Here is a 25,150-nt window from a genome sequence, read left to right as displayed (position 1 = left end):
GTCGGCAGTGCACGCGGGAGGATGCACCTCAGTTCGCGGGACCTACCGCTGCACGAGATGCTGGCGAACGATCTCGATGACCACCGAAACACTCTCGGGTTCTCCCACCGAGACGCGCACGCCGACTCCCCCGAACGGACGCACGAGCGTGCCCGCCTCCGAGAAGTCCGCAGCGAGTGCAAGCGCGTCGGCGACTCCCCCGGGCGCCTGACCTGTCTCCGGGATCCAAACGAAATTGCCCTGCGCCTCTGGAATCGCGAGGCCCAGCTCGCGAAGCTCTGCGGCGAGCGCGTCACGGCGGGCAGCGATCTCGGCCACGCGTTCGGTGTGCACGGCGCGGGCTTCGGGGGTGAGCGAGGCGCGCGCGGCGCTCTCGGCGATCCCGGTGACGGAGAGAGGGATCGCGACGCTGGCCGCGGCGGCGAAGATCGCAGGATCGCCGACACCGTATCCGATGCGGAGCCCCGCGAGGCCGTAGGCCTTCGAGAAGGTGCGCAGGACGACGAGGTTGGGGTGCTGCCGCAGCACCTCCTCGCCGCGCACCGCCTCGGGGTCGGTGACGAACTCGCGGTAGGCCTCATCGAGCACGACCAGGGTGTCGCTCGGCACGCGTGCCATGAAACGGTCGAAATCGCTGCAGCGGATCGCGGGGCCGGTCGGATTGTTGGGCGAGCACAGCAGCACGACGCGGGTGCGCTCCGTGATCGCGTCGGCCATCGCGTCGAGATCGTGCTCGGCGGTCGGGGTCAACGGCACGCGACGCGCCACGGCGCCCGAAGCGAGGCCGAGCGACGGGTACGCCTCGAAGCTCGGCCACGCGTGCAGGTACTCGTCACCCGCGGCGGCGGCGGCCTGCACGAGCTGAAAGAGGATCGCCACAGAACCCGCAGCCAGGTGCACGTGCGTTTCGTCGACGCCGAACTCCGCGCCGATCGTCTCCCGGAGTTCGGGCATCGCCACGGCGGCGTACCGGTTGATGTCGGAGCGCTGCGCGATCGCATCGAGCACGCCGGGGAGCGGCTCGAACGGATTCTCGTTGCTCGAGAGCTTGTAGCCCGGCTTCGTCGGGGCAGCGCCCTGACGGTAGGCGGGAACAGCGAGCACGTCCGCGCGGAACTTGACGGGGGGCACGACGTTGTCACTCATGACAAGTGAGTATAGTGATCGGGTGGTGCGCGGTGCCGTGAGAGGGGGAGGGCGTCGCGTCGAGAAGGCCCTCACGCTCGATACGAACCCACGTGCTCGAGCCGAAACGACGCGCACGGTGAGAGAATGGAGACATGCGCACGCTCCTCCGAGTCCTCGTGAATGCCTTCGCCCTCTGGCTCACCACACTCATCGTGGGCGGCAGCGGTGACCACGGGGTGTGGATCGTGCCGATCAACACCGAGAGCGCGGGGTACATCCTCACGCTCGTACTGGTCGCCCTCGTGTTCGGCCTCGTCAACGGCACGCTCGGCAAGGTGGTGCGCTTCGTCTCGATCCCGCTCTACATCGTGACTCTCGGCCTCTTCGGCCTGATCGTCAACGGCATACTCCTCGCGGTCGTCGCCTGGCTCTCCGACCTCGCGGGGTTCGGCCTGCGACTCGACGGGTTCTGGTGGGGCGTGCTCGCTGCACTGGTGCTGTCGATCCTCTCGGGAATCTTGAACGGACTGCTCGGGACCTCCCGCAAGAAGGATCGCTGAGCCCCGGCCCCGCGAGCGGCAACGGACCGGCGCGGCGCCCGGCGTGGGAGAATGGACGACGGACCGCGATCCCGAACTCCGAGAGGCTCACATGACCCCGCTCCCCACGCAGCCCATCAGCCCCCTCGACGGACGCTACCGCGCTGCGGTCGCCGATCTCGGCAACACGCTCTCGGAGGCGGGCCTCAACAAGGCACGCGTGCACGTGGAGGTCGAGTGGCTCGTGTACCTCACGGAGCATTCGCTGCTTGGCGGCACCCCGATCGATCCCGAGCAGGTCGCCGCCCTGCGCACCTGGGCCGCCGAGTTCGGCCAGGCCGAGATCGACGAGCTCGCCGAGACCGAGCGCGTCACGCAGCACGATGTGAAGGCCGTCGAGTACCTCGTACGGGCCCGGCTCGAGTCGCAGGGGCTGGGCCACCTCGCCGAGCTGACGCACGTGTGCTGCACGAGCGAGGACATCAACAACCTCTCGTACGCGTTGACCGTGAAGCAGTCGATCGCCGATGTCTGGCGTCCGCGGTTCGAGACGGTCATCGCGGAGATCGCGCGCCAGGCCGAGCAGTACCGCGAGCTCCCCATGATGAGCCGCACCCACGGTCAGCCGGCGACCCCGACCACGCTCGGCAAGGAGCTCGCGGTCTTCGTGCACCGTCTGGAGCGTCAGCTCAACCAGATCGACGACGTCGAGTACCTCGGCAAGTTCTCGGGCGCGACCGGCACCTTCGCCGCTCATCTCGCCGCGGATCCCGAAACCGACTGGGCGCAGGTATCGCAGGAGTTCGTCGAAGGGCTCGGGCTCGATTGGAACCCGCTCACGACGCAGATCGAGTCGCACGACTGGCAGGCCGAGCTGTACACGCGCATCGCCCACGCCAATCGCATTCTCCACAATCTCGCGACGGATATCTGGAGCTACATCTCCATCGGGTACTTCCGCCAGATTCCGGTCGCCGGGGCGACGGGCTCGTCGACCATGCCGCACAAGGTGAACCCGATCCGCTTCGAGAACGCCGAGGCGAACCTCGAGCTCTCCAATGCGATCCTCGATTCGCTCGCCGCGACGCTCGTGACGAGCCGCTGGCAGCGTGACCTCACCGACTCTTCGGCGCAGCGCAACATCGGCGTCGGACTCGGCCACTCGGTGCTCGCCCTCGACAACATCGTCAAGGGGCTCGGTCAGATCGACGCGGCGCCCGAGGTGCTCGCCGCCGATCTCGACGCCAACTGGGAGGTGCTCGGAGAAGCGATTCAGACCGTCATCCGCGCAGAGGTGACCGCCGGTCGGTCGACGATCAGCGACCCCTACGCGGCGCTCAAGGAGCTTACGCGCGGCCGCCGCATCGGGCAGGCCGACCTCATCGAATTCGTGGAAGGGCTCGAGATCGGCGATGCCGCCAAGCAGCGACTGCTCGCGCTCACTCCGGCGACCTACATCGGCGACGCGGTGCGGCTCGTCGACTTCTTGCAGCGCTGAGCCGGGCCCGCTGAGGCGAAGGATCTGCTGGCAGCCGTCGCGGCATGCGGCCGCCCACCGCGATCCCTCTGCCCAGCCCGGCGCTCGCTGATTACGATGTGACTATGAGTTCAGAGCAGAACGTCGCAACGGTGACGGACAGTGCGTCACCGGTTCGTCGGCGATTCTCGATGACGACGGCGCTCGATCACTTCTTCTTCGTCTATGCGGGAGTCGCTGCCGTATGGCTCGCCTGGCTCATCTTCACCGAGAGCTTCCACATCGGCTGGTTCGGCATCCTATTCGGGGCGATCTTCTGGGCGACTCTGGCGTATCTCGCTCTCCCCCGCCTCCACCGCATCCTCACGACGATCTACGTGCCCGACTACTTCATCGGACGCACGAGAACGAGTGATGGTCTGCTGGGCGACCCCGTCAACCTTGCGGTGCGCGGCGGCGAGAAAGAACTGCGCCGTGCACTCGAAGAGGCCGGCTGGATCGCCGCCGATGCCGTGACGCTCTCCTCCTCGTGGCGCATCATCACCTCGACCGTGACGCGGCGCAGCTACGACCGCGCGCCGGTGAGCCCGCTCATGCTGTTCTCCCGGGTGCAGGACTTCGCCTATCAGCAGGAGGTCGCCGGCAACCCCGCGAAGCGGCATCACGTGCGCTTCTGGCGCACCCCGGAAGGGTGGTTGCTCCCGGGCGGCGCGCGCGTGGACTGGCTTGCCGCCGGAACCTTCGATCGCGCCGTCGGGCTCTCGCTGTTCACGCTGCAGGTCACACACAAGATCGACGCCGATACGGATGTGGAGCGCGATCACATCATCGCTTCCGTACGGGCCTCGAACCCATCGGTGGGGCTCGAGATTCTGCGCGATTTCGCCACCGGCTACCACTCGAGAAACGGTGGCGGCGACAGCATCCGCACCGACGGCGACCTGCCGATTCTCGAAGTCGGGTCTCCCGAGCCGGCATCGGCCCCATCATGACGCGGGAGCCGAGCAAGCGCGCCGCCTCTGAGGCCGTGAGGGCTCTCGTGAGCCCACCCGTCGCGGCGCCGGTGACCGCTCCACGCCCCGCATCGCTCACGGGCGGGGCGCTGCTGGTGCTGCTGCGCTGCGTCGGCGGCATCATCTGGGTGGTCAGCGTCTTCGCCCAGTGGCCGTCGATCCAGCAAGACCTCGAACTCGACGGCGTCACTCCCGCCGTCGCACTCGGGCTACTCGCTGCTTTCCAAGCCGTGTGGATCGGTTCGCTCGCACTCTTCGCATGGTTCCTCTGGCGCGGCAGCAACCGGGCACGCATGCTCATCATGAGCTGGGCAGCAGTGAGCGTTACCTCGTCTGCGATCAGCTACTTCGCAGCCGGCGCCGAGATCACCGTGCGCACGACCCTGCTGACAGTGTCACTCGACATCTTGCTCATGCTCGCGCTGTCGAGCCGCGACGCTCGCGCCTGGACCCTGGGCCGTCGCGACGCTCGTCGCGAGCTGCGTCGGTCGCGGAGGGCTGAGCGCGCGTCGGGGTGACGGGCGCTTCAGTGCCAGTTGGGCTTGTCGTCCGGCTGCTGCAGGTCTTTTCTCGCATCGAGATCTTCTTGGCTCGGCTTCCCACCGAGCCCGACGAGTGCCACCATCATGATCGACACGATGAAGCCGATACCCAAGAACACGGCGGCGAGGATCAGATCACGCGTCGTCAGCAGCACCACGAGACCGGCGAAGACTCCGAGCACTACGGAGAAACCGATGAGCTCGAGCGGCTTCAGGCGATCACGGCGCGACGGCGTCACGGGTTCCTGCTTGGCGGGCTCGGGAGACTGGGTCATCGTATGCTTTCCGGAAGGGTTCGTGGGTGATTATCGGTCGCCGGCGGCGGTATCGTGCGGAGCCCGCGTGCGACGCGTGTCGAAGGCGGAGATACCGAGAAATACTCCGGCGAGCACGGCGTATGCACCGAGGAAGCCGAGCACTGCGACTTGGTCGTCGCGTACGAGCATCACGAGCAGCGCCAGGATCATTCCGATTGCGCCGAGGAAGATCGCGTCTTGACGGCTTCCCGGTCGCACCGTCATTCCGACGAACTCGAAGAGGGCGCTCACGAGCGACCAGCCGGCGACGACGAAGGCGAAGGCGAGGACCGTGCTCGTGAAGGCGAGGCCGATCGCCGCACCGAGCGACACCACGCCGAGGAGCAGCGGCAGCGGATTGCCTCCGGTAGCGCGTCGCGACCACCACTCGATCAGGTGCGCGATGCCGATGGCACCAATGGTGATCGCTGCCAGCCCAAGGTCGAACGGGAGCTGCTCATGGAAGGTCGGCGAGAAGGCGATGGCGAAGCCGGAGAGCAGAAGCACCGCGACACGAACGAGCCTGACGGAGCGTGGGACTGGAATTTCGGGAGTCGTCGATCCCGCAGTTGTCGAAACTGCAGCAGGCATGACACCCCTTTCTCCGTCTCGACCCAGTCTACCCCGGGCTGCCTGAGGAGTATCCCGCTCGCGGAGTTGCGTCACGCGTCCATCGCGCGTCCTCGGGTTGCTCTTGGGCGTCACACCTGCGGCATGTCCTGGAAGCGGGAGTAGTGGCCCTGGAACGCGACGGTGACGGTGCCCGTCGGTCCGTTGCGCTGCTTGGCCAAGATGAAGTCGGCTTCGCCCGCGCGTGGGCTGTCGCGGTCTCCGACGGCCTCACGGTGGAGGAGGATCACCATGTCGGCGTCCTGCTCCAGCGAACCCGATTCGCGGAGGTCGCTGATCGCCGGCATCTTGTCGGCGCGCTGCTCGGAGGCACGGTTCAGCTGCGACAGCGCGATCACGGGAACGTCGAGCTCCTTCGAGAGGAGCTTGAGTGCACGTGAGAACTCGGAGACCTCTTGCTGCCGGCTCTCCGACTTCTTCCCACTCGAGAGCAGTTGCAGGTAGTCGATCACGACCATTCGCAGCCCGTGCTGCTGCTTCAACCGGCGGCACTTCGCACGGATCTCGACCAGCGTGAGGTTCGGGCTGTCGTCGATGTACAGCGGCGCCTCGGCGACACGGGCCTGTGTGGCCGCGAGCTTCTGGAAGTCGCGGTTGTCGAGCGCGCCCTTGCGGAGGGTCTGCATGGGAATGCTCGCCTCCGCTGCGAGCAGTCGCATCGCGATCTCAGCCCGACCCATCTCCAAGGAGAAGAACACGGTCGGCGCGTTCGCGTGCACCGACGCATTGCGGGCGACATCCATTGCGAGCGTCGACTTACCCATGGCGGGTCGTGCGGCGATGATGATCATCTGCCCGCCGGCGAAGCCGTTCGTCATAGCATCGAGCTCGCTGAAGCCGGTGGGAACACCGAGCATGCCGCCCGTCGCGCTGTTCGCCTTGTTGATCTCTTCGAGCGCCGCGTCGACCGCGAGGTGGAGCGGTACGTAGTCTTCACCCTGGCTCTCGCCGGTGACGCCGTAGATCTCCGACTGCGCGACGTTGACGAGGTCGATGGCCTCTCCCTCGCCGGCGTATCCCATCTGCACGATGCGCGTGCCGGCCTCGACGAGCCGTCGCAGTAGCGCCTTCTCCGCAACGATCTCGGCGTAGAAGCTGGCATTCGCGGCCGTGGGGACGATGCTCGTGAGCGTGTGGAGGTACTCCGTGCCGCCGGCGCGCTGCAACTCGCCGCTCTTCGTCAGCTCGTCCGTGACCGTGATCACGTCCGTCGGCTCGCCGCGCGAGTAGAGCGAGAGCACCGCCTCGTAGATGACCTCGTGCTTGGGAACGTAGAGATCGGGGCCTTTGAGCAGACCCGTGACGTCCGCGACGGCGTCCTTCGAGAGCAGCATGCCGCCGAGCGCGCTCTGCTCGGCGAGCAGGTCGTACGGTGGCGTCCGCTCATGCCCACGCGAGTCGTCATTGATGAACGGGTCCGAAATGCCCAGGTGTGCAATTGACACGTACAGACTTCCTCTCACAGCGATGGACTCGGTTACTGATCGATCAGACACCAGACCCCGGACATTCACGGTAGGGCCGGTGCGGCGCCGGTCAAAACGATGGACAGCGAGACTGCGCCCCGCCTGTGGATAACTCGGTGAATAAGTCACCGCGTCGAGCCACATATTGTCCACAGGCCTGGGGAGAACATGTGGACGAGTTGTGAAACCCTGCTTTTTTAGGTGCTCTGACCGGGAGTTTTCAGTTTCCACATCAGAAAAGTTATTCAAGTTTCAGGTACACCTTGAGGCTTCGCAAAACGCCCGACATGTGGAGAACTTGCGCGAAGAGGAGGCCGATTGATAGTCGTGCGTCCGCCTGCTGCGGCGCGACCGTTCACACCGCGTTCAGCGAGCTGTTTCTCGACTACTCAGCCGAGCTCATCAACTGCGAAGACACCCACCGATGGCAGAATCCGCGCAAAAACACGAACGGCGGGACGCCGACCCGGAGAACCGGATCAGCGTCCCGCCGTCGCGAACGCGGAGTGCTTAGCGCTGCGCGATGACCTGCAGGGTCACCTTGGCGTCGACACCCTCGTGGAGGTGCACGATCGCCTGGTACTCGCCAGTGGTCTTGATCGCGGGGAGCGTGATCTTGCGCTTGTCGATCTCGCCGATGCCAGCCTCGGAAACCGCAGCCGCCACAGCAGCGGGCTTCACCGAGCCGAACAGACGACCACCGTTGCCGGTCTTCGTCAAGAGGCGGATCTTGCCCTCCTGCAGCTTGGCCTTGAGTGCCTGAGCGTCTTCCACCGATGCGAGTGCGCGAGCCTCGCGTGCGGCACGGAGCTGCGCAACCTGAGCCTCGCCGCCGCGAGTCCAGTGCACCGCGTAGCCCTGGGGCACGAGGTAGTTGCGAGCGAACCCGGTCTTGACGTCGACGACGTCACCGGCTGAACCGAGGCCCTGGACCTCGTTCGTGAGGATTACCTTTGACATTTGCTCTACTCCTTACCGGCCGGAACCGGCGTAGGGGAGGAGAGCCATCTCGCGGGCGTTCTTCACGGCCTTCGCGATGAGTCGCTGCTCCTGAACGGACACACCGGTGATACGACGGGCGCGGATCTTTCCACGCTCGGAGATGAACTTGCGAAGCGTTGCGACATCCTTGTAATCGATGACGCCGACGGTCTGCTTCTTCGCGGGTGCGAGGGTCTTGGCGTTCTTACCGCGACCCGGCTTGCGGGCTGTGCCGCTGGACTTGCCTGCCATAATTGGTCTCTTTTCGTGATGCGTTCCGGCTGTGCCGGATCAAGAAGTTTAGAAGGGTTGCTCGTCGTCGAAACCGCCGCCGAAGCCGCCGCCCGACTCGCCCTGGCCCGAGTTGGTCCAGGGGTTGTCCTGCTGCTGCTGAGGAGCTGCGGACTGACCCCAGCTGCTCTGCCCTGCCGGCTGATTTCCACCTGCATTGCCGCCACCGAAGCCGCCGACCTGGCCACGTGCCTGGCCGCGAGCGACCTGAGCAGTGGCGAAGCGAAGCGAGGGCCCGACCTCTTCGACCTCGAGGTCGAGAGAGGTGCGCTGCTGCCCCTGGTTATCGGTGTAGCTGCGCTGAGTGAGACGGCCCTGCACGATGACGCGCATGCCCTTGGTGAGCGAAGCCGCGATGTTATCGGCGTATTCGCCGTATGCGCGGCAACCGAGCCACAACGGTTCGCCATCCGACCAATCGCCCGACTGGCGGTCGCGCACGCGAGGGGTCGAGGCGATCCGGAAGGTCACCCACGATTTTCCCGCCTGGCTGACGCGCGGCTCCGGGTCGGCAACGAGGTTACCGACGACTGTGATCAGCGGCTCACCGGCCATGAGCTACGCGCCGACCTTCGCGGCTGCGCGAGCGGCCTTGGCCTGGTCGCGCTTCGTCTGAGCTGCGCGCTGGGCGATGAGCTCGTCTGAGCGCAGCACCTTGGTGCGGAGCACGGCCTCGGAAAGGCCCAGCTGACGATCGAGCTCAGCGGTGGCCTCGTGCGTAGCGGTGAAGTTCACCACAACGTAGATGCCTTCTGACTGCTTCTTGATCTCGTAGGCCAGACGACGCTTGCCCCAGATATCGGTGTTCTCGATCTCGCCGCCCGCATTGCGGATGACGCCGAGGAACTTCTCGATGCTGGGGGCCACGGTGCGCTCGTCGATACCCGGATCGAGGATCACCATCAGTTCGTACGGATGCATTATTGACCCACCTCCTTCGGACTTCACGGCCACAGGATTTCTGTGACAGGAGGGTGTTGATACATCGTGCCTTCGCCCAGCGCAGAGTGCACTGAACGCAGACAACTTCAAAAGCTTAGCACCTTCGGCGCGCAGCGTCACCCTGCGACGGAGTGGCCCCGAGACGGCGTCGCGAAGCCTACCCCGAAGTACTGCATCGTGTAGTCGTACCACGGGCCGACCATGACGACGGGTCGCCACCCAGTGTCGATCCCACGACGGCGGGCGGCATACGACCCGATGCAGACGTACGCGATGCGTTCGTCGCTCGCCTGGTACACATGCACATACAGGTCGCCGAGGTTGTGCCACTGAGGCACCCCCAGTTGCTGGAGGGCAGCGAGGTTTCCCGCGCGGAACTGCTCGTAGATCCATGCGTTCCAGGCGTCGTTCGAGTTCCACGTGCGCTCGAAGACGCGACTGACCGGCGTGCCCGTGCCGACGCGGCGAAGTGCATCGGCACCCCGGTTGAACCAGATGCGGTGTCGGAGGATGAAGGCACCACCGATGCAGAGCGCGAGCAGAAAGAGCAGACCGAAGGGGATCACCGCCAGTGCCAGCGCACGGCCCGCCGCATTCGCCGCTGAGCAGTCCAGTCCCGGAGCGCACGTCACTCCCGTCGCCGATGCCGAACCGAGCGCGACAGCGACGAAGAGCGTGCCGAGCACGACGAAGCCGATCGACCAGGAGAGGTGGAATCCCGCACGGCTCTGCCTGATGCCGGGAAGCGTCAGCAGCTGCTGCACCGGGTCGAGGTATCGGCTCATCGTGCCTCCAGACTCAATCTCCCGATGAAGCGGTCGCTCGGTCGCTCGGCGCCGGCGTCAGTCTGCGGAACGCTTCGACCGTACCGATGGGCTCGCGCTGGCCGCCGACATGCACGATCTCATCGCCGTCGACCGTGAGCTGCGTCGGGTACGCGCGCAGCGCGGCGACTTTGCGGGGGAGCCAGGGGGTGACGTCGTGCACCTCGACTAACTCGTTGGCGGCGACGGGGCCGGTATCGCTCGCGGTGACGTCGAACACGATCCCCCAGAAGGGCACATCGAGCGCGTGCGCCACAGCTCGGGCGAGCCGGTGCGCCAGCACGTGATCGGGATGCCCGTAACCGCCGTTGTCGTCATAGCTCACGATCGCCTGCGCGTTCGACTGCGCAGCGGCGGCGAGCAGATCGTTCAGCGCCTCGACCGCGGGGGCCGAGGTCAGTGCGTCGGAGCTCGCATCGCGTGCGGCGATCGCGCGGCCGTCGGAGCCCCACTCCATACCGGAATCCTCATAAATGACCGGGGGATACCCTGCGGCGCGGGCGGGCTCGACCCCGAGGAAGGCATGGCGATCCACCCCCAGCATGCCGAGTGCGGTCTTCAGCTCGTTCTGCCGAGCGACGGCGATGCCGTGTGCCGCCACGAGCGCCTCGAGCGGACCGGCAACCACCTCGCCCTGCTCGCCGCGGGTGAGCGTCACGAGCAGCGGCTCACGACCCGCCTCGGCGAGCGCCGCCAGGGTTCCTCCGGTCGTGATCGTCTCGTCGTCGGGGTGCGCGTGCACGAACAGCACGCGTGCGCGCCCGTCGAACCAGGTGGTCGGTGCGGCTTCGGTCACGTCACGTTCTCCCATTTACTCGTCATCCTGTTCCGCGTGCCAGGCGCGCAACCGGGCCTCTGCCATCTCTGCACCGATCGGCCCTTCATCGAGCCGTACTTCGAGGAGGTGGCGATACGCACGGCCGACGATGGGCCCCGGCGGGATGCCGAGGATCGCCATGATCTGCTCCCCATCGAGTTCGGGCCGTACTGCCGCCAGCTCCTCCGCTTCCGCGAGTTCGGCGATGCGGCGCTCGATGTCGTCGTAGGCGTGATCGAGTCGCTCAGCCTTGCGACGGTTGCGGGTCGTCACGTCGGCGCGGGTCAGAATATGGAGCCGTTCGAGCTCGTCACCGGCGTCGCGCACGTATCGTCGCACCGCGGAGTCGGTCCACGGCTGGTCGCTGTAGCCGAAGAACCGCAGATGCAGCTCGACGAGTCGCGCGACGCGCTTGACGGTGTCGTTGTCGAACCGCAGTTCGCGCAACCGTTTCTTCGCGAGTTTCGCGCCCACCACGTCGTGGTGGTGGAAGGTCACTCCGCCGCGCTCGAATCGTCGCGTGGCCGGCTTGCCGATGTCATGCAGCAGCGCAGCGATGCGCAGCACGATATCGGGGCCTGCGGGAGCGGCATCGGCCCCCAAGCTGCGCCGGGCCTGCTCGAGCCCGATCGCCTGCTGCAGCACCGTCAAGCTGTGCTCGTAGACGTCCTTGTGGCGGCCGTGATCATCCTGTGTCGCGATCAGCCCCGTGAGCTCGGGCAGAAACCGTTCGGCGAGGCCCGTTTCGACGAGCAGCCGGATGCCGGGAATCGGATCGCTCGCCGAGAGCAGCTTCACGAATTCGTCGCGGATCCGCTCGGCCGAGATGATGTCGAGCCGCTCCGCGAGCTCCAGCATCGAGGCCCGGGTCTCCGCACTGACCTCGAACCCGAGCTGCGCCGAGAAGCGCGCCGCCCGCATCATGCGCAGCGGATCATCCGTGAACGAATCCTCGGGAGCCCCCGGCGTGCGAATCTTCGCGGCGAGCAGATCTTCGAGCCCGTCAGAAACATCGACGAGGCGCAGATCGGGCAGCATCAGGGCGAGTGCGTTGATGGTGAAATCGCGGCGCACGAGATCGCCCTCGATGGTCGTGCCGAAACGCACCTCGGGCTTGCGCGAGTCGTCACGATAGGTCTCTGCGCGGTACGTGGTGATCTCAACGGTCTCGCCCTGCACCTTCGCGGCGATCGTGCCGAAATCACGGCCGACATCCCACACATTTGTCGAGACCGTGTCGAGCACGGCGCGGGTCTCGTCGGGGTGGGCCGACGTGGTGAAATCGAGATCGGTCACCGCTCGGCCGAGGAGCGCGTCGCGCACCGGCCCTCCCACGAGAGCGAATTCGTGGCCGCGTTCGGCGAAGGCCGTGGCGAGGGTCGCGACCGGCGCTGAGTCGGCGATGGCGCGCAGAGCGTCCATAGATGCAGCGAGGGATGGCATCCATCTAGGGTACCCGGGTCAGCGTGGTGGTTGCGGTCCATAGACTTGACGCCATGCCTCCCGTTCTCCGCCTCCACGCGCGCGCCTTCGGCTCGTGGTCGCTCGCGGTCGCCGTACTGGTCGGTGCGGTGGTGGGTGCGTCGGGCGATGGGTCAGCGGCCGCGCTCTCCGGTGATTCGGGATCGCGTCCCGCCGCTGTCCACTCCTCGCTGAGCGGCACGGACCGCTCGTCCATCGCCGCCGACGACGCCACCAGCGCAGACGACACCATCGCGGACATCGAGCTCGTCGTCGCGCCGCGCGAGCCGGTCATCGCAGCTGCAGACGATGAGGTGCAGTTCGGATTGCTGATCCGGAATTCGACGACCACCGAGTTGCCCGGGGGCACGGTGACGCTCGTACTCGATACGCGTCAGCTCAGCGACCCCGCCGATCTCGACGCGGCGCTGCCGGGCACGGCGACCCGCTTCGCCGAGGCGACATTGGATTCGACGGCCCCCGGGGCAGATCAGACGGCGACCATCACCGTGCCTCGCGCAGACCTGCCCATCGACGCCGACGCCGCGGCGGGCGCGTATCGCGTGGGCGCGACAGTGCAGTTCGCCGAGGCCTCGGAGCCGGGTTTCGCGGTGCTCGGCGCCGAACCCACCGAGGAGCCCGCGAACATTCCGACCACCCTGTCGACGATGACCTCCATCGTCTGGAAGGGCGCTGCTGCGCAGACCGTGCCGTTGAGCATCATCGTTCCCTTCGTGCTTCCGCCAGACATTCGCACGCTGCCCACCCGAGGCCAGCTCGAGGATCTCGTGCCGGGCTGGGACCGGCTGCTCACTGCGGCGCGCGTCCACGAGGCGACACTCGCGATCGATCCGCGCCTCATCGCCGGAATTCGCGCCTACGGCGACGAAGCTCCGCGCAGCGCACAGCTGCTCCTCAGTCGGCTCGAGACGACGCCACTGCCGTCGTTCCTTCTGCAGTTCGCGGACGCCGATCCATCGGCGCAGGCAGCGCTCGGGTTCACGACACTGCTCGAACCCACGAATCTGGACTTCGTGAGTCGGTTCGGCAGCTTCGCGGAAACGACGGAGCCGACAGTACCTCCGGAGTCGGGCGCCGACTCGGCTGCATCCGGCCCAGCGGGCACCGGTTCTGACCAGACCGACGCGCCTGTGGAGAACGACGAACCCGCAGCGAACGACGACGCCGGCACTGCAGACGGGGCCGATACGAACCCCGATACCGGCAGCGAGCTCGGTGCCTCGTCCCTTCCCACACTGAAGGAACTCCTCGCCTGGCCGCAGGAGGAGACGGCGTATGCCTGGCCGGCCGGCGGCCGCGCCGATCCAGATCTGCTTTCGCTGCTCGACAGCGAAGGCATCGACGCACTCGTGCTGAGTTCAGACGGCGTGCAACGAACGGGAGGGCCACGGGGGAGTCTCGGTGACGACAGCGTGACGGTCAGCGAGTCGGGGCTCGACGGCGCCGCACGCATCGCACTGGAGGCGGAGACCGAGACCGAACGCTCGGGGGGAGTGGCACGACTCGCGGCCGAACTGGTCGTGGATGCGCAGGGCGGCTCTGACGGTGTGGTGCTCGCGCTCGATCGAGGCGCCACCAGTCGAGCCGCCGATCCCGCTGCGCTGCTCGAGCAGCTCGAGACGTTCGCGTGGATCACTCCGACGTCGGTCGCCGATCAGCGCACCGGCTCGTTCGAACTCCAGCATTCCGGCACGTCGCAGGATCGGCTCGAACTGCTCCGCTCAGCGTCGAACCGAGAGGGTTCGGTGAACGAGGTCGGCGCGGTGCTCACTCACCCCGAGTATCTCAGCGGGTACCAGCGAACCCGCCTGCTCGAACTCTTCTCGACGCAGTACGCGGGCGACGTCGACGGCTTCTCCGAGGTTGCGGCCGACTTCCGCAAGCGCGATGCCGAGCTGCTCGGAGGGGTGCAGGCAGTCAGTACTGAGCACATTCAACTCGTCGGCAGCTCGTCCAGGGTGCCGGTGCAGCTGCGCAATGCGCTGCCGTTCGATGCTGAGGTCACCGTCGACGTCGACCCGGCCTCGGCCGCCCTCTCCGTGGAGGAGCGCCGGTTCCGCGGCGTCATCGTTCCCGCAGAGACCACCGAGCGGGTGCTCGTGCCGGTGCGCAGCCGCGTATCTTCGGGCGAATCGGGACTGGTCGTCAGCGTCTCGGCGGCGAGCGGAACCCCGACCGTGTTCACCGGCACCTTGCCGATCACCATTCGCAGCAGCATTGAGACCATCATCTTCTGGGCTCTGGGTGGGCTGGCAGTGCTGCTGCTCGTGTTCGGCACCGTACGCAGTGTGCGGCGCCGGCGTGCGCGGGCAGCGCCGCACGGTGGATCGAGCGGCGAGCGGCAGGATCCCGCTGCTGCGATGTAGCGCACCCTCAGCCGCCCAGGAATACTGCGCGCCTAGGATGGGTTGTATCACCCGAGCGGTCATTACCGCGACCCCATCCCCAGGTGTGCAAGGAGCGTCATGCACGAGATCATCATCATCGGATCCGGCCCCGCCGGTTTCACCGCGGCCATCTACGCTGCGCGTGCCGGTCTCAAGCCGGTGCTGTTCGCGAGCTCCGTGGGTATCGGCGGCGAACTGATGAATACCACCGAAGTCGAGAACTTCCCCGGCTTCCCGGAGGGAGTGCAGGGCCCTGATCTCATGCAGAAGATGCAGGAGCAGGCCGAGAAGTTTGGCACGGAGGTCGTCTACGACGACATCACCGAGGTCGATTTCTCGGGTGAGATGAAGCGGGTCACGGCCGGAGACGGTTCGGTGCACGAAGCCCACACGGTGATCTACGCGACGGGTTCTGCGTACCGCAAGCTGGGCATCGCAGACGAGGATCGCCTCTCGGGTCACGGCGTCTCGTGGTGCGCGACCTGCGACGGATTCTTCTTCCGGGAGAAGACGATCGCGGTCGTCGGCGGCGGCGACTCGGCGATGGAGGAGGCGACGTTTCTCACCCGCTTCGCCGACAAGGTCTACGTGATCCACCGCCGCGAAGAGCTCAAGGCGTCCAAGATCATGCAGCAGCGCGCCTTCGACAACCCGAAGATCGAATTCGTCTGGAACTCTGCGGTCGCAGCGATTCACGGCGAGTCCGAACTCACCGGCATCACGCTGCGCGACACCGTCGACGGCTCGGAACGCGATCTCGCCCTCGATGGCCTGTTCATCGCGATCGGCAACGACCCGCGCACGCATCTCGTGCACGGCAAACTCGACCTCACTGTCGACGGAACCATTGCGGTCGAAGGCCGCAGCTCGCGGACCTCGTCGCCCGGGGTGTTCGCCGCCGGCGACGTCGTCGATCCGTCATATCGCCAGGCCATCACGGCAGCGGCCTCCGGAACGGTCGCAGCCCTCGACGCCGAGCACTATCTCGCGGCGCGCGAGCAAGCCGAGCAGATCGCTCTCGCGACTGTCTAACCGCAAGTAACGTCAGAAGGAGTCACCGTGTCACAAGCAATCACCGTAGACGAGCAGAGCTTCGAGCAGGCCGTGCTCCAGAGCGACGTTCCCGTACTCGTCGATTTCTGGGCCGAATGGTGCGGCCCGTGCCGTGCCGTTGCACCGGTGCTCGACCAGATCGCAGCTGAGAACGAGGGAAAGATCATCATCGCGAAGTTGAACGTCGATGAGAACCCGAACCTCGCAGCCCAGTACCGCATCACGTCGATCCCCGCGATGAAGGTCTTCAAGGGCGGTGCCGAGGTTCGCGAGATCATCGGCGCGATGCCGAAGCCGATGATCGAGAAGCACCTCGACGGCATTATCTGAGCCCAGCGACCGGAGATGAGCCTCCGGCGCAATCCGAACGGCCGGCGATCCTGACACGATCGCCGGCCGTTCGTGCGTCTGCCGAGCTATACGAGTGCTTACCCGCGCTCGGCGTCCGTCGCCACTGCTGCGAGCCGGTCGACCGACGCGAGCAGCGCCTCGTCGGTGAACGAGCGCGCGCGGTCGTAGCGGGATGGATCGGTGAGCCCGCTCCAGTCGTACGTGTGACGCACGAGCGTCGCACCGCTACGACCAGGTTCGAGCTCCCATCGCCAGAGGTGACCGGGCTGGGCCGCGCCGACCGGGCTCGGCTTCCAGGCGATACGTCGCCCCTCAACGAATTCGACCACGTGGTTCTCGCGCGACTTCCCCCCGACGTTCTGCATCACGAAGACGTCTCCGACCGCCGAGACGCGCTGCCCGGGTGCTGCCTCGCTGAGGTTGTCGTTCCCGTCCCACTCGGGTTGACGGGCGGGATCCGCGATCAACTCGAAGAGGGTCGCCGCATCCGCCGCGATCTCGCGCTCGACCGACACCACCCGTTCGTCATTGCTCATGAAAGCAGTCAATCACAGCGAAGAGCCGGGCCGCGAACAACTCAGGCGCCGAAGCCGGGATCCCCGAGATCGGTAAGAATGCGTTTGAGATCAGCGATGGTCGCGAAGTCGATGACGATCTGGCCCTTCTTCGCACCGAGCTTGACGGCCACCCGCGTATCGAAGCGATCGCCCAGACGCTCCGCGATCTCACCGAGCTGAGCTTGCACACCACCGGCCCGCGGCTTCGGCTTGTTGCGCTTCGGCTCTTCCGAGGCGGCAGCCTCAGCTGCACGCACCGAGAGGCCTTCATTCACCACCTTGTCGGCGAGGCGCTGCATCGCGTCGACGTCGCCGTCGAGCGAGAGGATCGCTCGGGCGTGCCCCGCGGTCAGCACGCCCGCAGCGACACGAGCCTGTACCGGTTCGGGGAGGCGCAGCAGGCGGATCGTGTTGGAGACCTGGGGGCGTGAACGACCGATGCGCTCGGCGAGCTGCTCCTGCGTGATCCCGAAATCGGCGAGCAGCTGCTGGTACGCGGACGCTTCCTCCAACGGGTTCAGCTGGGCGCGATGCAGGTTCTCGAGCAACGCATCGCGCAGCATGTGCTCGTCTGCCGTCGTGCGAACGATCGCCGGAATGGTTTCGAGCCCCGCCCGCTTCGACGCGCGCAGACGACGTTCGCCCATGATCAACTCGTACCGTGCGCCCTCGACCGGTACGGGCTCAATCGCGCGCACCACAATCGGCTGGAAGACGCCGAACTCCCGCACGCTATGCGTCAGCTCGTCGAGGGCCTCTTCATCGAACTCCGTACGCGGCTGCGCGCGGTTCGGCACCACGTCGTCGACGTCGAGGCGCGTCAGGCGAGCTCCGGGAACCTCCTGCAGCGCTGCCGCTTCAGGCGCCTCCGCGGCGTTCTCCGCGGGCAGGTCGCCTGGCGTCGAATCAGCGACGCTCGGCGCGACGCTCGAGGGGAAGAACACGTCCACAGGCCGCTCTTCGCCTGATGACGACTGCGGAATCAGCGCGCCGATTCCGCGACCGAGACCGCCTCGTTTCTTGGTCGCCATGCGTTACGCCTTTCCATCTTGCTGAATGTCGGACTCCGCCGACTCACGATCCCCGCGTTCCGCGATCTCGGCTGCTGCCTCGAGGTACGCGAGGGCGCCGATCGAGGCCCCGTCGTACGCGTGCACGGTCTGTCCATAACTCGGCGCTTCCGAGATCCGCACGGAGCGGGGCACGATCGCACTGAGCACCTGCTCGGGGAAGTGGGCTCGCACTTCACCTGCGACTTCCTGCGCGAGGTTCGTTCGTGCGTCGTACATCGTCAGCAGAATGGTCGAGATACGAAGGCCCGGGTTGAGATGCTTCTGGATGAGCTGGATGTTCCCCAGCAGCTGGCTCAGCCCCTCGAGAGCGTAATACTCGGTTTGAATCGGTATGAGCACCTCGTCAGCGGCGACGAAGGCATTCACCGTGAGCAACCCGAGCGACGGTGGGCAATCGATGAAGACGTAGTGATACGTGCGCTCGGATTCGGCGAGGAAGGTCTGGAGCGCCGTGCGCAACCGCTGTTCACGCGCCACCAACGATACGAGCTCAATCTCAGCACCGGCGAGGTTGATCGTGGAGGGAACGCACCACAGGTTTTCGTGGTCTGAAGTCGGTTGCAGTGCATCGGGAATCGTTTCATCGCCGAGCAGCACGTCGTAAATACTGGTGATCTCTGGTCGGTGGGGAACGCCGAGCGCTGTCGAAGCGTTGCCCTGCGGGTCCATGTCGATAACGAGCACCGTCGCCCCTCGGCGAGCCAAAGCCGCGGCGAGATTGACCGTGGTCGTTGTCTTTCCCACGCCCCCCTTCTGATTGGAGACCGTGATGATGCGTGTTTCACTGGGGAGCGGCGACACCGTCTCCGCGAGTTTGCGTCGTCGCCGAATCTTGTCGACGAGGTGGTCGCCGACGAGCGACTTCTCCGCTTCAGCCATGTCTCACGATTTTAGCTCGAAAGACACGCGTCGTTTCAGCGAGGAGCCCTTGGGAGAACAACTCGGTGCCCAGCTCCTCGACGGTGGTATCTCGCACTCGATGCTTGCGCAGCACCTTGTGCGCGGTCTCGACCTCTTCGGCGACCGAGGCGCCCTTCAAGAAGAGCATTTCACCGCCGTCGCGCAATAGCGGCGCGGCGATCGGTACGAGCTTGCGCAGTGCGGTGACGGCGCGTGCGGTGATCTGATCCACTTCGAAGGCGTCGTGGAATTCTTCTGCACGACCGCGCCGCACCTCTGCGTTCGTCAGTCCGAGGAGCCGGATCTGTTCTTGGAGCCAGACGCAACGGCGCTCCATGGGTTCGATGAACAGGAAATGGGCATCAGGACGAACGATCGCCAGAACGAGACCGGGCATGCCGCCACCCGTTCCGATATCGGCCACACGGGCCCCGCTCACGATGAGGGGAGCAAGCAGAGCACTGTTGAGCACGTGCCGCGTCCAGAGCCGCGGTGCCTCGAGCGGGCCGATCAGGCCGAGCTCTTCACCACGGGCGCCGAGGTCCGCGGTGAACGCTCGCAGCACTTCGACGCGTTCACCGGCGAGAACCGCTGCAGCAGCAGGTTCCTGCTCGATCACCTGCTCAACGGGCATGGCGGTCCTTCCGGAGTTTCACGTGAAACAGAGCTGCGTACTTACGCGCGACTGATGACGAGTCGGCGGTCGCGGCCTTCGCCGCGCGACTCCGAGAAGTACCCGCGATCCGCCACGTCATCGTGAACGAGTTTGCGCTCGTACGACGACATCGGCTCGAGTTCGACCTCGTCGCGTCCCGCCGCGATCTGCGCGACGGCGGCGTCGACCATGCGCTTGAGCTCGATCGCGCGAGCATCGCGGGATCCGCCCACATCCACGATGAGACGCGAGAAGCGTCCGGTCTTGGCCTGAACGGCGAGCCGGGTGAGATCCTGAAGCGCTTGCACGGTATCCGCGCCGGTCAAGCGATCGAGATTCGCGTCTCCGCCCGTGACTGAAACGTAGGCGCGCCCATTGGCGACGTCGATATCGATATCGCCGTCGAGGTCAGCGATATCGAGCAGACCTTCGATGTAGTCGGCTGCGAGATCCCCGTCAGCCTCGAGCTCCTCGAGACTGAGCTCCTCCGAAGCAGAATCTGTTGCGGTGCGATCGTCGGTCACAGTCACTTGCCCTTCTTCTTCGAACGCTTCGCACTGACCGGCTGCTGGCGCTGGCCGGCTTTCGGGGGAGCGATCTCCTCGCCACGAGCCTGCGCGCGCTTCTCGTCGTCGGTCAGCTTGCCCTTCGCCTTGAGGCGCTCCTGGCGCGCTCGCCAAGCGTCGCTGCCCGGCGTCGGCATATTGCGGATCACGATGAACTGCTGCGCCATTGTCCACAGGTTCGAGGTGAACCAGTAGACGTTCAACGCGAGCGGGAACGCTACGCCGGAGAAGAGGAACGCGAACGGGATGATGTAGAGCAGAATGCGCTGCTGGCGGTACATCGGGGAGTTCTTCGTCTCGTCCGAGACGTTCTTCGACATGATCTGCAGCTGCGTGAAGAACTGCGAACCGATCATCAGGATCACATTGATGCCCAGGAGCACCACGACCGTCCAGTTGCCTGACTCCCAACCCTGCGTGAAGGTCATCTTCAGCGGAGCGCCGAAGAGCTCGGCGGCGTTGAAGTTCTTCGTGAGTTCGGCCGTCATGAAGCCGATGCCGGTCGTGTTGTCCGAAGCATGGCGCAGCACGTAGAAGAGCGAGAAGAAGACGGGCATCTGGATGAGGATGGGCAGGCACGAAGAGAACGGGTTCGTCCCGTGCTTCTTGTACAGCGCCATCGTCTCGCGGCTCATGGCCTCGCGAGAGTACTGATCCTTCTTGCCCTTGTACTTGTCCTGGATCTTCTTCATCTCGGGCGCGAGATCCATCATGCGGCGCTGCGACTTGATCTGCCGCACGGTCACAGGGATGAGTGCCGATCGAACCACGACCACGAGGCCGATGATGGAGAGTACCCACGTCAGACCCGATTCTGGATCCATGCCGATCCAGGTGAAGGCTTGATGCCAGACCGCGAGCACCAGCTCGACGAGCCAGCGCAGCGGCCACAGGATTGTTTCGAAGAAGTCCACCGGGTTAAGCCTTTCGCTCGATGGGGCGGACGAAGCCGCGGGTGTTGGTCACGAAGTGGGAGTGCGCACGCGGCGGCACGTCATCGACGCCGCCGGCGGTGAAAGGATTGCAACGCAGCAACCGCCACGCAGTGAGCGCGGTTCCGACGATGAAGCCGCGGATTTGATACGCCTCAACAGCGTATCTGGAACACGATGGATAATACCTGCACACTTCGCCGTACAAGGGGGAGACCAGTCGGCGATACGCATGCATACACGCGATCGCCGCATTGCGCGGAATGAGCCACAACTCTGTCATGATCCGGATCATACGTGCGAACCCGACCGAGTCTGTTCGTTCTGCACGCGGTCGAGCGCGCGATTGATCTCGCGTCGGAGCTCCGTGAAGCTCGCTTCGGCGCACGCGGGAAGGGCGCGGAAGACCACATCGATTCCCGTCATGCCTGCGTGGATGCGTTCATCAACGATCGACTTCATGCGACGCCGCACCAGATTGCGAGTCACCGCGTTGCCAACGGCCTTCGAGATGATGAACCCGAAGCGTGCTTCCGCCTCGGGAGAACGCAAAACCGCGTGGGTGATGCACAATGCACCACCCACGCGGCGTCCGGCACGAACGGTCTGCCGGTAGTCCTCGCCCCGGGTGACTCGATTGCGCCGTGCAGGCATGATCGACGCCGGGGAGTTACAACGATTACGCGGTGAGCTTCGAGCGGCCCTTGCCGCGTCGAGCTGCGACGATGGCGCGACCCGCACGGGTGCGCATGCGTGCGCGGAAGCCGTGCACCTTGGCGCGGCGGCGGTTATTGGGCTGGAAGGTACGCTTGCTCATAATGAAGACTCCGTGACTTATGGAATAGATCCCCGCGCCTCTCGGACGGCGAGGAAGTCGGATGCTGGCTTACCCGTGTGCGTGCGTCTGCTCGGGCGTCGAAGTATTTCGAGCACGATGACGCACTCGTCTCACACGAGCCACCCATACAAGGTCTTCACTCTACGCCTTTCGGGCGATCCCGTCAAAGTTGTTGCACGAGCAGACGCATACGTTCACGAGCCAGGCAGCTGTATCGCCCACCCCTGAGCGACTTTCGAATGTCGACTTGCCTGTGGACAAATCTGTGACTAACGTTGGCGCAAGCGTTTCCACACGGCCGCACTCCGCTGACTTTCCGCGAGATTGTGCCCGTCCCTCTGTGGATAAGCCTGGGTATAACAGGCATTCTTCATGAATATTGAGCCGGGAGCGACGTGACTGAGGACGAACTGCAGGAAGTCTGGGATCGCGTCACCCAGGCGGTCATGAGCGATCCGGCGGTGGGGCCTGCGGTAGGCGCCCAGCTCGCACTTGCACTGCCCCGTGGCATCGCTGCCGGCACGCTCTACCTCGCAGTACAGCTCGACTTCACGCTCAAACTTCTCGAGAACCGACTTCGGCCCGCGATTATGGCGGCAATCGCCAGGATCCCAGAGGCGAACGAGATCGATAACTTCATCGTCATCGTCGACGAAGACGCACACCCTGACATCGACCCTGAGCCCGCGCCAGAGCCCGCGAACCAGTCTGAACACCCTCGAGACTTCGACACCGGCGGATTTGTTGGATCCCGATTCGATTCGCCGCGTCAAGATGCTCAGCGCCCCGTCGCGGAGCCGCGTCGTCGACACGGTGCGGATGAGACGCTCGACAGCCGACTCAATGAGAAGTACCGCTTCGACAGCTTCGTCATTGGTCAGTCGAACCGGTTCGCTCACGCTGCGGCTGTCGCCGTCGCGGAAGCCCCGGCGCGTGCGTACAACCCGCTGTTCATCTATGGCGACTCTGGGCTCGGCAAGACCCACCTGCTCCACGCGATCGGGCACTACGCTCGAGAACTCTTTCCCGATGTGCGCGTTCGGTACGTCAGCTCAGAAGACTTCACGAACGACTTCATCAATTCGATTGCGAACAACCAGGGCGCTGCCTTCCACGCGCGCTATCGAAGCGTCGACATTCTGCTGGTCGACGACATCCAGTTCCTCGAGGACAAGGTCGAAACCCAAGAAGCGTTCTTCCACACCTTCAACACGCTGCACGACCACAACAAGCAGGTGGTCATCACGAGTGATGTGCAACCGAAGCAGCTCCGCGGGTTCGAGGAACGGATGCTCTCTCGCTTCGAATGGGGGCTGCTGACCGATATTCAGGTCCCCGATCTTGAAACCAGGATTGCGATCCTGCGCAAGAAAGCCGAGCGTGAAAACCTCGAAGTCGACTACAGCATCCTCGAGTTCATCGCGAGCAAGTTCTCATCGAATATTCGAGAGCTCGAAGGCACTCTGATCCGAGTCACCGCGTATGCCAGCCTGAACCAGCAGCGCATCGATATGCAGCTCGTTCACACGGTGCTGAAAGATCTGATCACTCTTGACGCCGACAACGAGGTGCAGCCCTCCGACATCATCAGCAAGACCGCCGAGTACTTCGATCTTTCCGTCGACGACCTGTACGGCCCGACACGCGCACAGCAGATCGCAACCTCACGACAGATTGCCATGTATCTCTGCCGCGAACTTACCCCCCTGTCACTTCCCAAAATCGGACAGCTGTTCGGCGGCCGGGATCACACGACGGTCATGTACGCCCATAAGAAGATTTCCCAGCTCATCGCGGAACGTCGATCCATCTACAACCAGGTCACGGAGCTCACCACCCGCATCAAGCAGGGTTCGCGGTAGCGCAGTTATCCACAGTTCTCCATGCACATGTGGATAGTTGGGGAGAACTCGGCCCCTATTGTGCATGAATCCCCTTCGCCTGTGAGGGAGCATCCGTGCTCAAGAGCCCGCGTGATTCCGGGGATCCGGGTCTATCCACGGCGATTGCACAACTCACAGAGGTGTAGTTCCGTTACAAGAATTGGGCTCAGCGGAGTTATCCACAGAATCCACAGCCGTTAACACTGTTAACACTTCTCATTCTTTCAACGGGCACTCGATCACACACTCCGTCACCGCTCCACCCAGCACTCTGCGAACATGCGAAGCAACAGACCGCATGTTGCGCGCTCCCGAGTATGCAAAGATTGTGAGGCCGAGGAGAACGACGCGACCCAGAACGCGTGCGAAGGGAAGCCCGATGCGATTTACCGTCAATCGTGACGTATTCAGCGACGCCGTGTCTTTTGCGGTCAAGTTGCTCCCGCCGCGGCCGACTCAGCCGCTCTTGAGTGGTGCACTCATCGAAGCTGATGGTGATCAGCTCACAGTTTCCTCGTTCGATTACGAGGTTTCAGCTCGGACGTCGATCACCGCGGTGGTCGCCGAAGGCGGTCGCGCATTGGTTTCTGGTCGGCTCTTGGGCGAAATTGCACAGCGTTTGCCGCACTCTGACGTTGAAGTCTCGTTGCTTGAGAGCAGAGTCGAAGTTCGCTGCGGTTCCGCTTCCTTCAGCCTTCCCGCAATGCCGGTGGAGGAGTACCCGCAGGTACCCCGGATCGACACTGTGTCAGGATCGATGCCCGCTGATGTGTTTTCGGAAGCGGTCTCGCAGGTCTCATTGGCGGCTTCGAAGGACGACGTGACCCCGGTGATCACCGGAGTGCAGTTCGAGATCGATAGCAACTCAGTGACGTTGACTGCGACAGACCGCTATCGTGTGGCTACCCGCAGCATCGATTGGGAGCACCGCGATTCGGGTGAAGCGCTGACGGCGTTGGTTCCCTCGAAGATCGTGACGGAAGTGGGCAAGACCTTCGCCGGTGTAGGTGAGGTGCAAGTCAGCATCGTGAAGGATGCGGATCGTGAGCTGATCGCATTCACCGGCGGCACGAAGACCGTGACCTCCTTGCTCATCAAGGGAAACTATCCACCAGTGGGTCGTCTGTTTCCGGAGAACATCGAAAACTATGCTGTGATCAGCACTTCGGAGCTGGTCGAAGCCGTCGGCCGCGTGGGCCTTGTGCTTGAGCGTGAGGCCGCTTTGCGGTTCTCGTTCGCGGAAGGCACGGTGACTCTGGAGGCGGCGGGCACGGAATCTGCGCAGGCCGTCGAAACGGTCGACGCGCACCTCGTCGGCGACGAGATGGTTGTGTCGCTGAAGCCGCAGTTCCTGCTCGATGGTCTCCGCTCCACTCATTCCGAGTTCGCTCGGATCGGATTCACGCGTACGGACAATCCGGGCAAGCCCGGGCCGGTGCTGATCACGAGTCAGCGCAGCAAGGACGACGCGGACGAGAAGAGCTTCCGCTACCTGCTGCAGCCGAACCTGCTTCTGCGTTAGGTCCG

General features: G+C 64.9%; 29 protein-coding genes. 9 read left to right on the top strand and 20 right to left on the bottom strand.

From position 1 onward, the window contains the following. Positions 1 to 42: 42 nt before the first annotated feature. Positions 43 to 1,146: a histidinol-phosphate transaminase gene (locus AB0O71_RS07070; RefSeq protein WP_363743655.1), complete on the bottom strand. Its 1,104-nt coding sequence runs from the start codon at positions 1,144 to 1,146 to the stop codon at positions 43 to 45. 134 nt (positions 1,147 to 1,280) lie between these two features. On the opposite strand from AB0O71_RS07070, the gene AB0O71_RS07065 reads away from it, so the two are divergent. The 4 genes from AB0O71_RS07065 to AB0O71_RS07050 all read left to right on the top strand — a co-directional run bounded on the left by AB0O71_RS07065 (position 1,281) and on the right by AB0O71_RS07050 (position 4,675). Beyond that, positions 1,281 to 1,688 (top strand): phage holin family protein, encoded by a 408-nt coding sequence (locus AB0O71_RS07065; protein WP_363743653.1) that lies wholly within the window; start codon positions 1,281 to 1,283, stop codon positions 1,686 to 1,688. Positions 1,689 to 1,779: 91 nt separating this feature from the next. Continuing rightward, positions 1,780 to 3,165, top strand: a complete 1,386-nt coding sequence (gene purB, locus AB0O71_RS07060; RefSeq protein WP_363743650.1) for an adenylosuccinate lyase — start codon at positions 1,780 to 1,782, stop codon at positions 3,163 to 3,165. A 104-nt stretch (positions 3,166 to 3,269) separates the two neighbouring features. Continuing rightward, complete coding sequence (locus tag AB0O71_RS07055; RefSeq protein WP_363743648.1) at positions 3,270 to 4,136, top strand: LssY C-terminal domain-containing protein; 867 nt, start codon at positions 3,270 to 3,272, stop codon at positions 4,134 to 4,136. Between the two features lie 47 nt (positions 4,137 to 4,183). Next, positions 4,184 to 4,675, top strand: a complete 492-nt coding sequence (locus AB0O71_RS07050) for a hypothetical protein (RefSeq protein WP_363743646.1) — start codon at positions 4,184 to 4,186, stop codon at positions 4,673 to 4,675. Between the two features lie 8 nt (positions 4,676 to 4,683). Here the strand turns inward: AB0O71_RS07050 and AB0O71_RS07045 are convergent, their stop codons facing one another. From AB0O71_RS07045 to AB0O71_RS07000, 10 genes are all read right to left on the bottom strand, one after another. Next, complete coding sequence (locus AB0O71_RS07045) at positions 4,684 to 4,974, bottom strand: ABC transporter ATP-binding protein (protein ID WP_363743644.1); 291 nt, start codon at positions 4,972 to 4,974, stop codon at positions 4,684 to 4,686. Between the two features lie 30 nt (positions 4,975 to 5,004). After that, positions 5,005 to 5,586 (bottom strand): hypothetical protein, encoded by a 582-nt coding sequence (locus tag AB0O71_RS07040; RefSeq protein ID WP_363743642.1) that lies wholly within the window; start codon positions 5,584 to 5,586, stop codon positions 5,005 to 5,007. Positions 5,587 to 5,696: 110 nt separating this feature from the next. Beyond that, the gene (dnaB, locus tag AB0O71_RS07035) at positions 5,697 to 7,070 is read right to left on the bottom strand and encodes a replicative DNA helicase (protein WP_363743640.1); all 1,374 of its coding nucleotides are present in this window, start codon (positions 7,068 to 7,070) and stop codon (positions 5,697 to 5,699) included. A gap of 531 nt (positions 7,071 to 7,601) precedes the next feature. After that, positions 7,602 to 8,051 carry a 50S ribosomal protein L9 gene (gene rplI, locus AB0O71_RS07030; protein ID WP_090145809.1) on the bottom strand — a complete coding sequence of 150 codons (450 nt, stop codon included), beginning with the start codon at positions 8,049 to 8,051 and terminating at the stop codon, positions 7,602 to 7,604. A 12-nt stretch (positions 8,052 to 8,063) separates the two neighbouring features. Next, the gene (gene rpsR / locus AB0O71_RS07025) at positions 8,064 to 8,324 is read right to left on the bottom strand and encodes a 30S ribosomal protein S18 (RefSeq protein WP_010155628.1); all 261 of its coding nucleotides are present in this window, start codon (positions 8,322 to 8,324) and stop codon (positions 8,064 to 8,066) included. 48 nt (positions 8,325 to 8,372) lie between these two features. Further along, the gene (ssb, locus tag AB0O71_RS07020) at positions 8,373 to 8,918 is read right to left on the bottom strand and encodes a single-stranded DNA-binding protein (protein WP_363743637.1); all 546 of its coding nucleotides are present in this window, start codon (positions 8,916 to 8,918) and stop codon (positions 8,373 to 8,375) included. A 3-nt stretch (positions 8,919 to 8,921) separates the two neighbouring features. Continuing rightward, positions 8,922 to 9,284 carry a 30S ribosomal protein S6 gene (rpsF, locus tag AB0O71_RS07015; RefSeq protein ID WP_090145806.1) on the bottom strand — a complete coding sequence of 121 codons (363 nt, stop codon included), beginning with the start codon at positions 9,282 to 9,284 and terminating at the stop codon, positions 8,922 to 8,924. 137 nt (positions 9,285 to 9,421) lie between these two features. Further along, entirely contained in the window at positions 9,422 to 10,090 is a 669-nt protein-coding gene (locus AB0O71_RS07010; protein WP_363743635.1) for a hypothetical protein, read from the bottom strand. 13 nt (positions 10,091 to 10,103) lie between these two features. After that, positions 10,104 to 10,940 carry a PIG-L family deacetylase gene (locus AB0O71_RS07005; protein WP_363743633.1) on the bottom strand — a complete coding sequence of 279 codons (837 nt, stop codon included), beginning with the start codon at positions 10,938 to 10,940 and terminating at the stop codon, positions 10,104 to 10,106. Further along, a complete protein-coding gene (locus tag AB0O71_RS07000; RefSeq protein WP_363743631.1) occupies positions 10,941 to 12,389 on the bottom strand; it encodes a CCA tRNA nucleotidyltransferase in 1,449 nt (482 codons plus the stop codon). A gap of 53 nt (positions 12,390 to 12,442) precedes the next feature. Between AB0O71_RS07000 and AB0O71_RS06995 the strand changes: the two genes are divergently transcribed. From AB0O71_RS06995 to trxA, 3 genes are all read left to right on the top strand, one after another. Next, positions 12,443 to 14,794 carry a DUF6049 family protein gene (locus AB0O71_RS06995; RefSeq protein ID WP_363743629.1) on the top strand — a complete coding sequence of 784 codons (2,352 nt, stop codon included), beginning with the start codon at positions 12,443 to 12,445 and terminating at the stop codon, positions 14,792 to 14,794. A 99-nt stretch (positions 14,795 to 14,893) separates the two neighbouring features. Then, the gene (gene trxB, locus AB0O71_RS06990) at positions 14,894 to 15,847 is read left to right on the top strand and encodes a thioredoxin-disulfide reductase (protein WP_363743627.1); all 954 of its coding nucleotides are present in this window, start codon (positions 14,894 to 14,896) and stop codon (positions 15,845 to 15,847) included. 27 nt (positions 15,848 to 15,874) lie between these two features. After that, entirely contained in the window at positions 15,875 to 16,198 is a 324-nt protein-coding gene (gene trxA / locus AB0O71_RS06985) for a thioredoxin (RefSeq protein WP_090145796.1), read from the top strand. Positions 16,199 to 16,296: 98 nt separating this feature from the next. Here the strand turns inward: trxA and AB0O71_RS06980 are convergent, their stop codons facing one another. The 9 genes from AB0O71_RS06980 to rpmH are packed head-to-tail and all read right to left on the bottom strand — an operon-like array spanning position 16,297 to position 21,719. After that, positions 16,297 to 16,755, bottom strand: a complete 459-nt coding sequence (locus AB0O71_RS06980) for an SRPBCC family protein (RefSeq protein WP_363743624.1) — start codon at positions 16,753 to 16,755, stop codon at positions 16,297 to 16,299. Positions 16,756 to 16,796: 41 nt separating this feature from the next. Then, positions 16,797 to 17,807 (bottom strand): ParB/RepB/Spo0J family partition protein, encoded by a 1,011-nt coding sequence (locus AB0O71_RS06975; RefSeq protein ID WP_363743622.1) that lies wholly within the window; start codon positions 17,805 to 17,807, stop codon positions 16,797 to 16,799. 3 nt (positions 17,808 to 17,810) lie between these two features. Continuing rightward, positions 17,811 to 18,728, bottom strand: a complete 918-nt coding sequence (locus AB0O71_RS06970; protein ID WP_363743620.1) for an AAA family ATPase — start codon at positions 18,726 to 18,728, stop codon at positions 17,811 to 17,813. Further along, positions 18,721 to 19,383, bottom strand: coding sequence for a 16S rRNA (guanine(527)-N(7))-methyltransferase RsmG (rsmG, locus tag AB0O71_RS06965; RefSeq protein ID WP_363743619.1), 663 nt, complete (start codon positions 19,381 to 19,383; stop codon positions 18,721 to 18,723). The genes AB0O71_RS06970 and rsmG overlap by 8 nt, the downstream gene beginning before the upstream one ends. 41 nt (positions 19,384 to 19,424) lie before the next feature. Continuing rightward, positions 19,425 to 19,934: a R3H domain-containing nucleic acid-binding protein gene (locus tag AB0O71_RS06960; protein WP_363743618.1), complete on the bottom strand. Its 510-nt coding sequence runs from the start codon at positions 19,932 to 19,934 to the stop codon at positions 19,425 to 19,427. Continuing rightward, positions 19,931 to 20,884, bottom strand: coding sequence for a membrane protein insertase YidC (gene yidC, locus AB0O71_RS06955; protein WP_090145791.1), 954 nt, complete (start codon positions 20,882 to 20,884; stop codon positions 19,931 to 19,933). The genes AB0O71_RS06960 and yidC overlap by 4 nt, the downstream gene beginning before the upstream one ends. A gap of 4 nt (positions 20,885 to 20,888) precedes the next feature. Further along, on the bottom strand, positions 20,889 to 21,185 hold the full coding sequence (yidD, locus tag AB0O71_RS06950; protein ID WP_363743615.1) for a membrane protein insertion efficiency factor YidD: 297 nt from the start codon (positions 21,183 to 21,185) through the stop codon (positions 20,889 to 20,891). 8 nt (positions 21,186 to 21,193) lie between these two features. Continuing rightward, entirely contained in the window at positions 21,194 to 21,556 is a 363-nt protein-coding gene (gene rnpA, locus AB0O71_RS06945) for a ribonuclease P protein component (RefSeq protein ID WP_363743613.1), read from the bottom strand. A gap of 25 nt (positions 21,557 to 21,581) precedes the next feature. Then, entirely contained in the window at positions 21,582 to 21,719 is a 138-nt protein-coding gene (gene rpmH / locus AB0O71_RS06940) for a 50S ribosomal protein L34 (protein WP_010155609.1), read from the bottom strand. 467 nt (positions 21,720 to 22,186) lie between these two features. On the opposite strand from rpmH, the gene dnaA reads away from it, so the two are divergent. Together dnaA and dnaN are read left to right on the top strand one after the other, a co-directional pair. Continuing rightward, a complete protein-coding gene (dnaA, locus tag AB0O71_RS06935; protein ID WP_363743904.1) occupies positions 22,187 to 23,602 on the top strand; it encodes a chromosomal replication initiator protein DnaA in 1,416 nt (471 codons plus the stop codon). Between the two features lie 400 nt (positions 23,603 to 24,002). After that, complete coding sequence (gene dnaN, locus AB0O71_RS06930) at positions 24,003 to 25,145, top strand: DNA polymerase III subunit beta (RefSeq protein ID WP_363743610.1); 1,143 nt, start codon at positions 24,003 to 24,005, stop codon at positions 25,143 to 25,145. Positions 25,146 to 25,150 lie beyond the last annotated feature (5 nt).

The organism is Leucobacter sp. NPDC077196, from assembly GCF_040687075.1.
Classification (GTDB): domain Bacteria; phylum Actinomycetota; class Actinomycetes; order Actinomycetales; family Microbacteriaceae; genus Leucobacter.
Note: the sequence above shows the minus strand (reverse complement) of the source record. Positions and strands in the feature narration are given on the sequence as shown.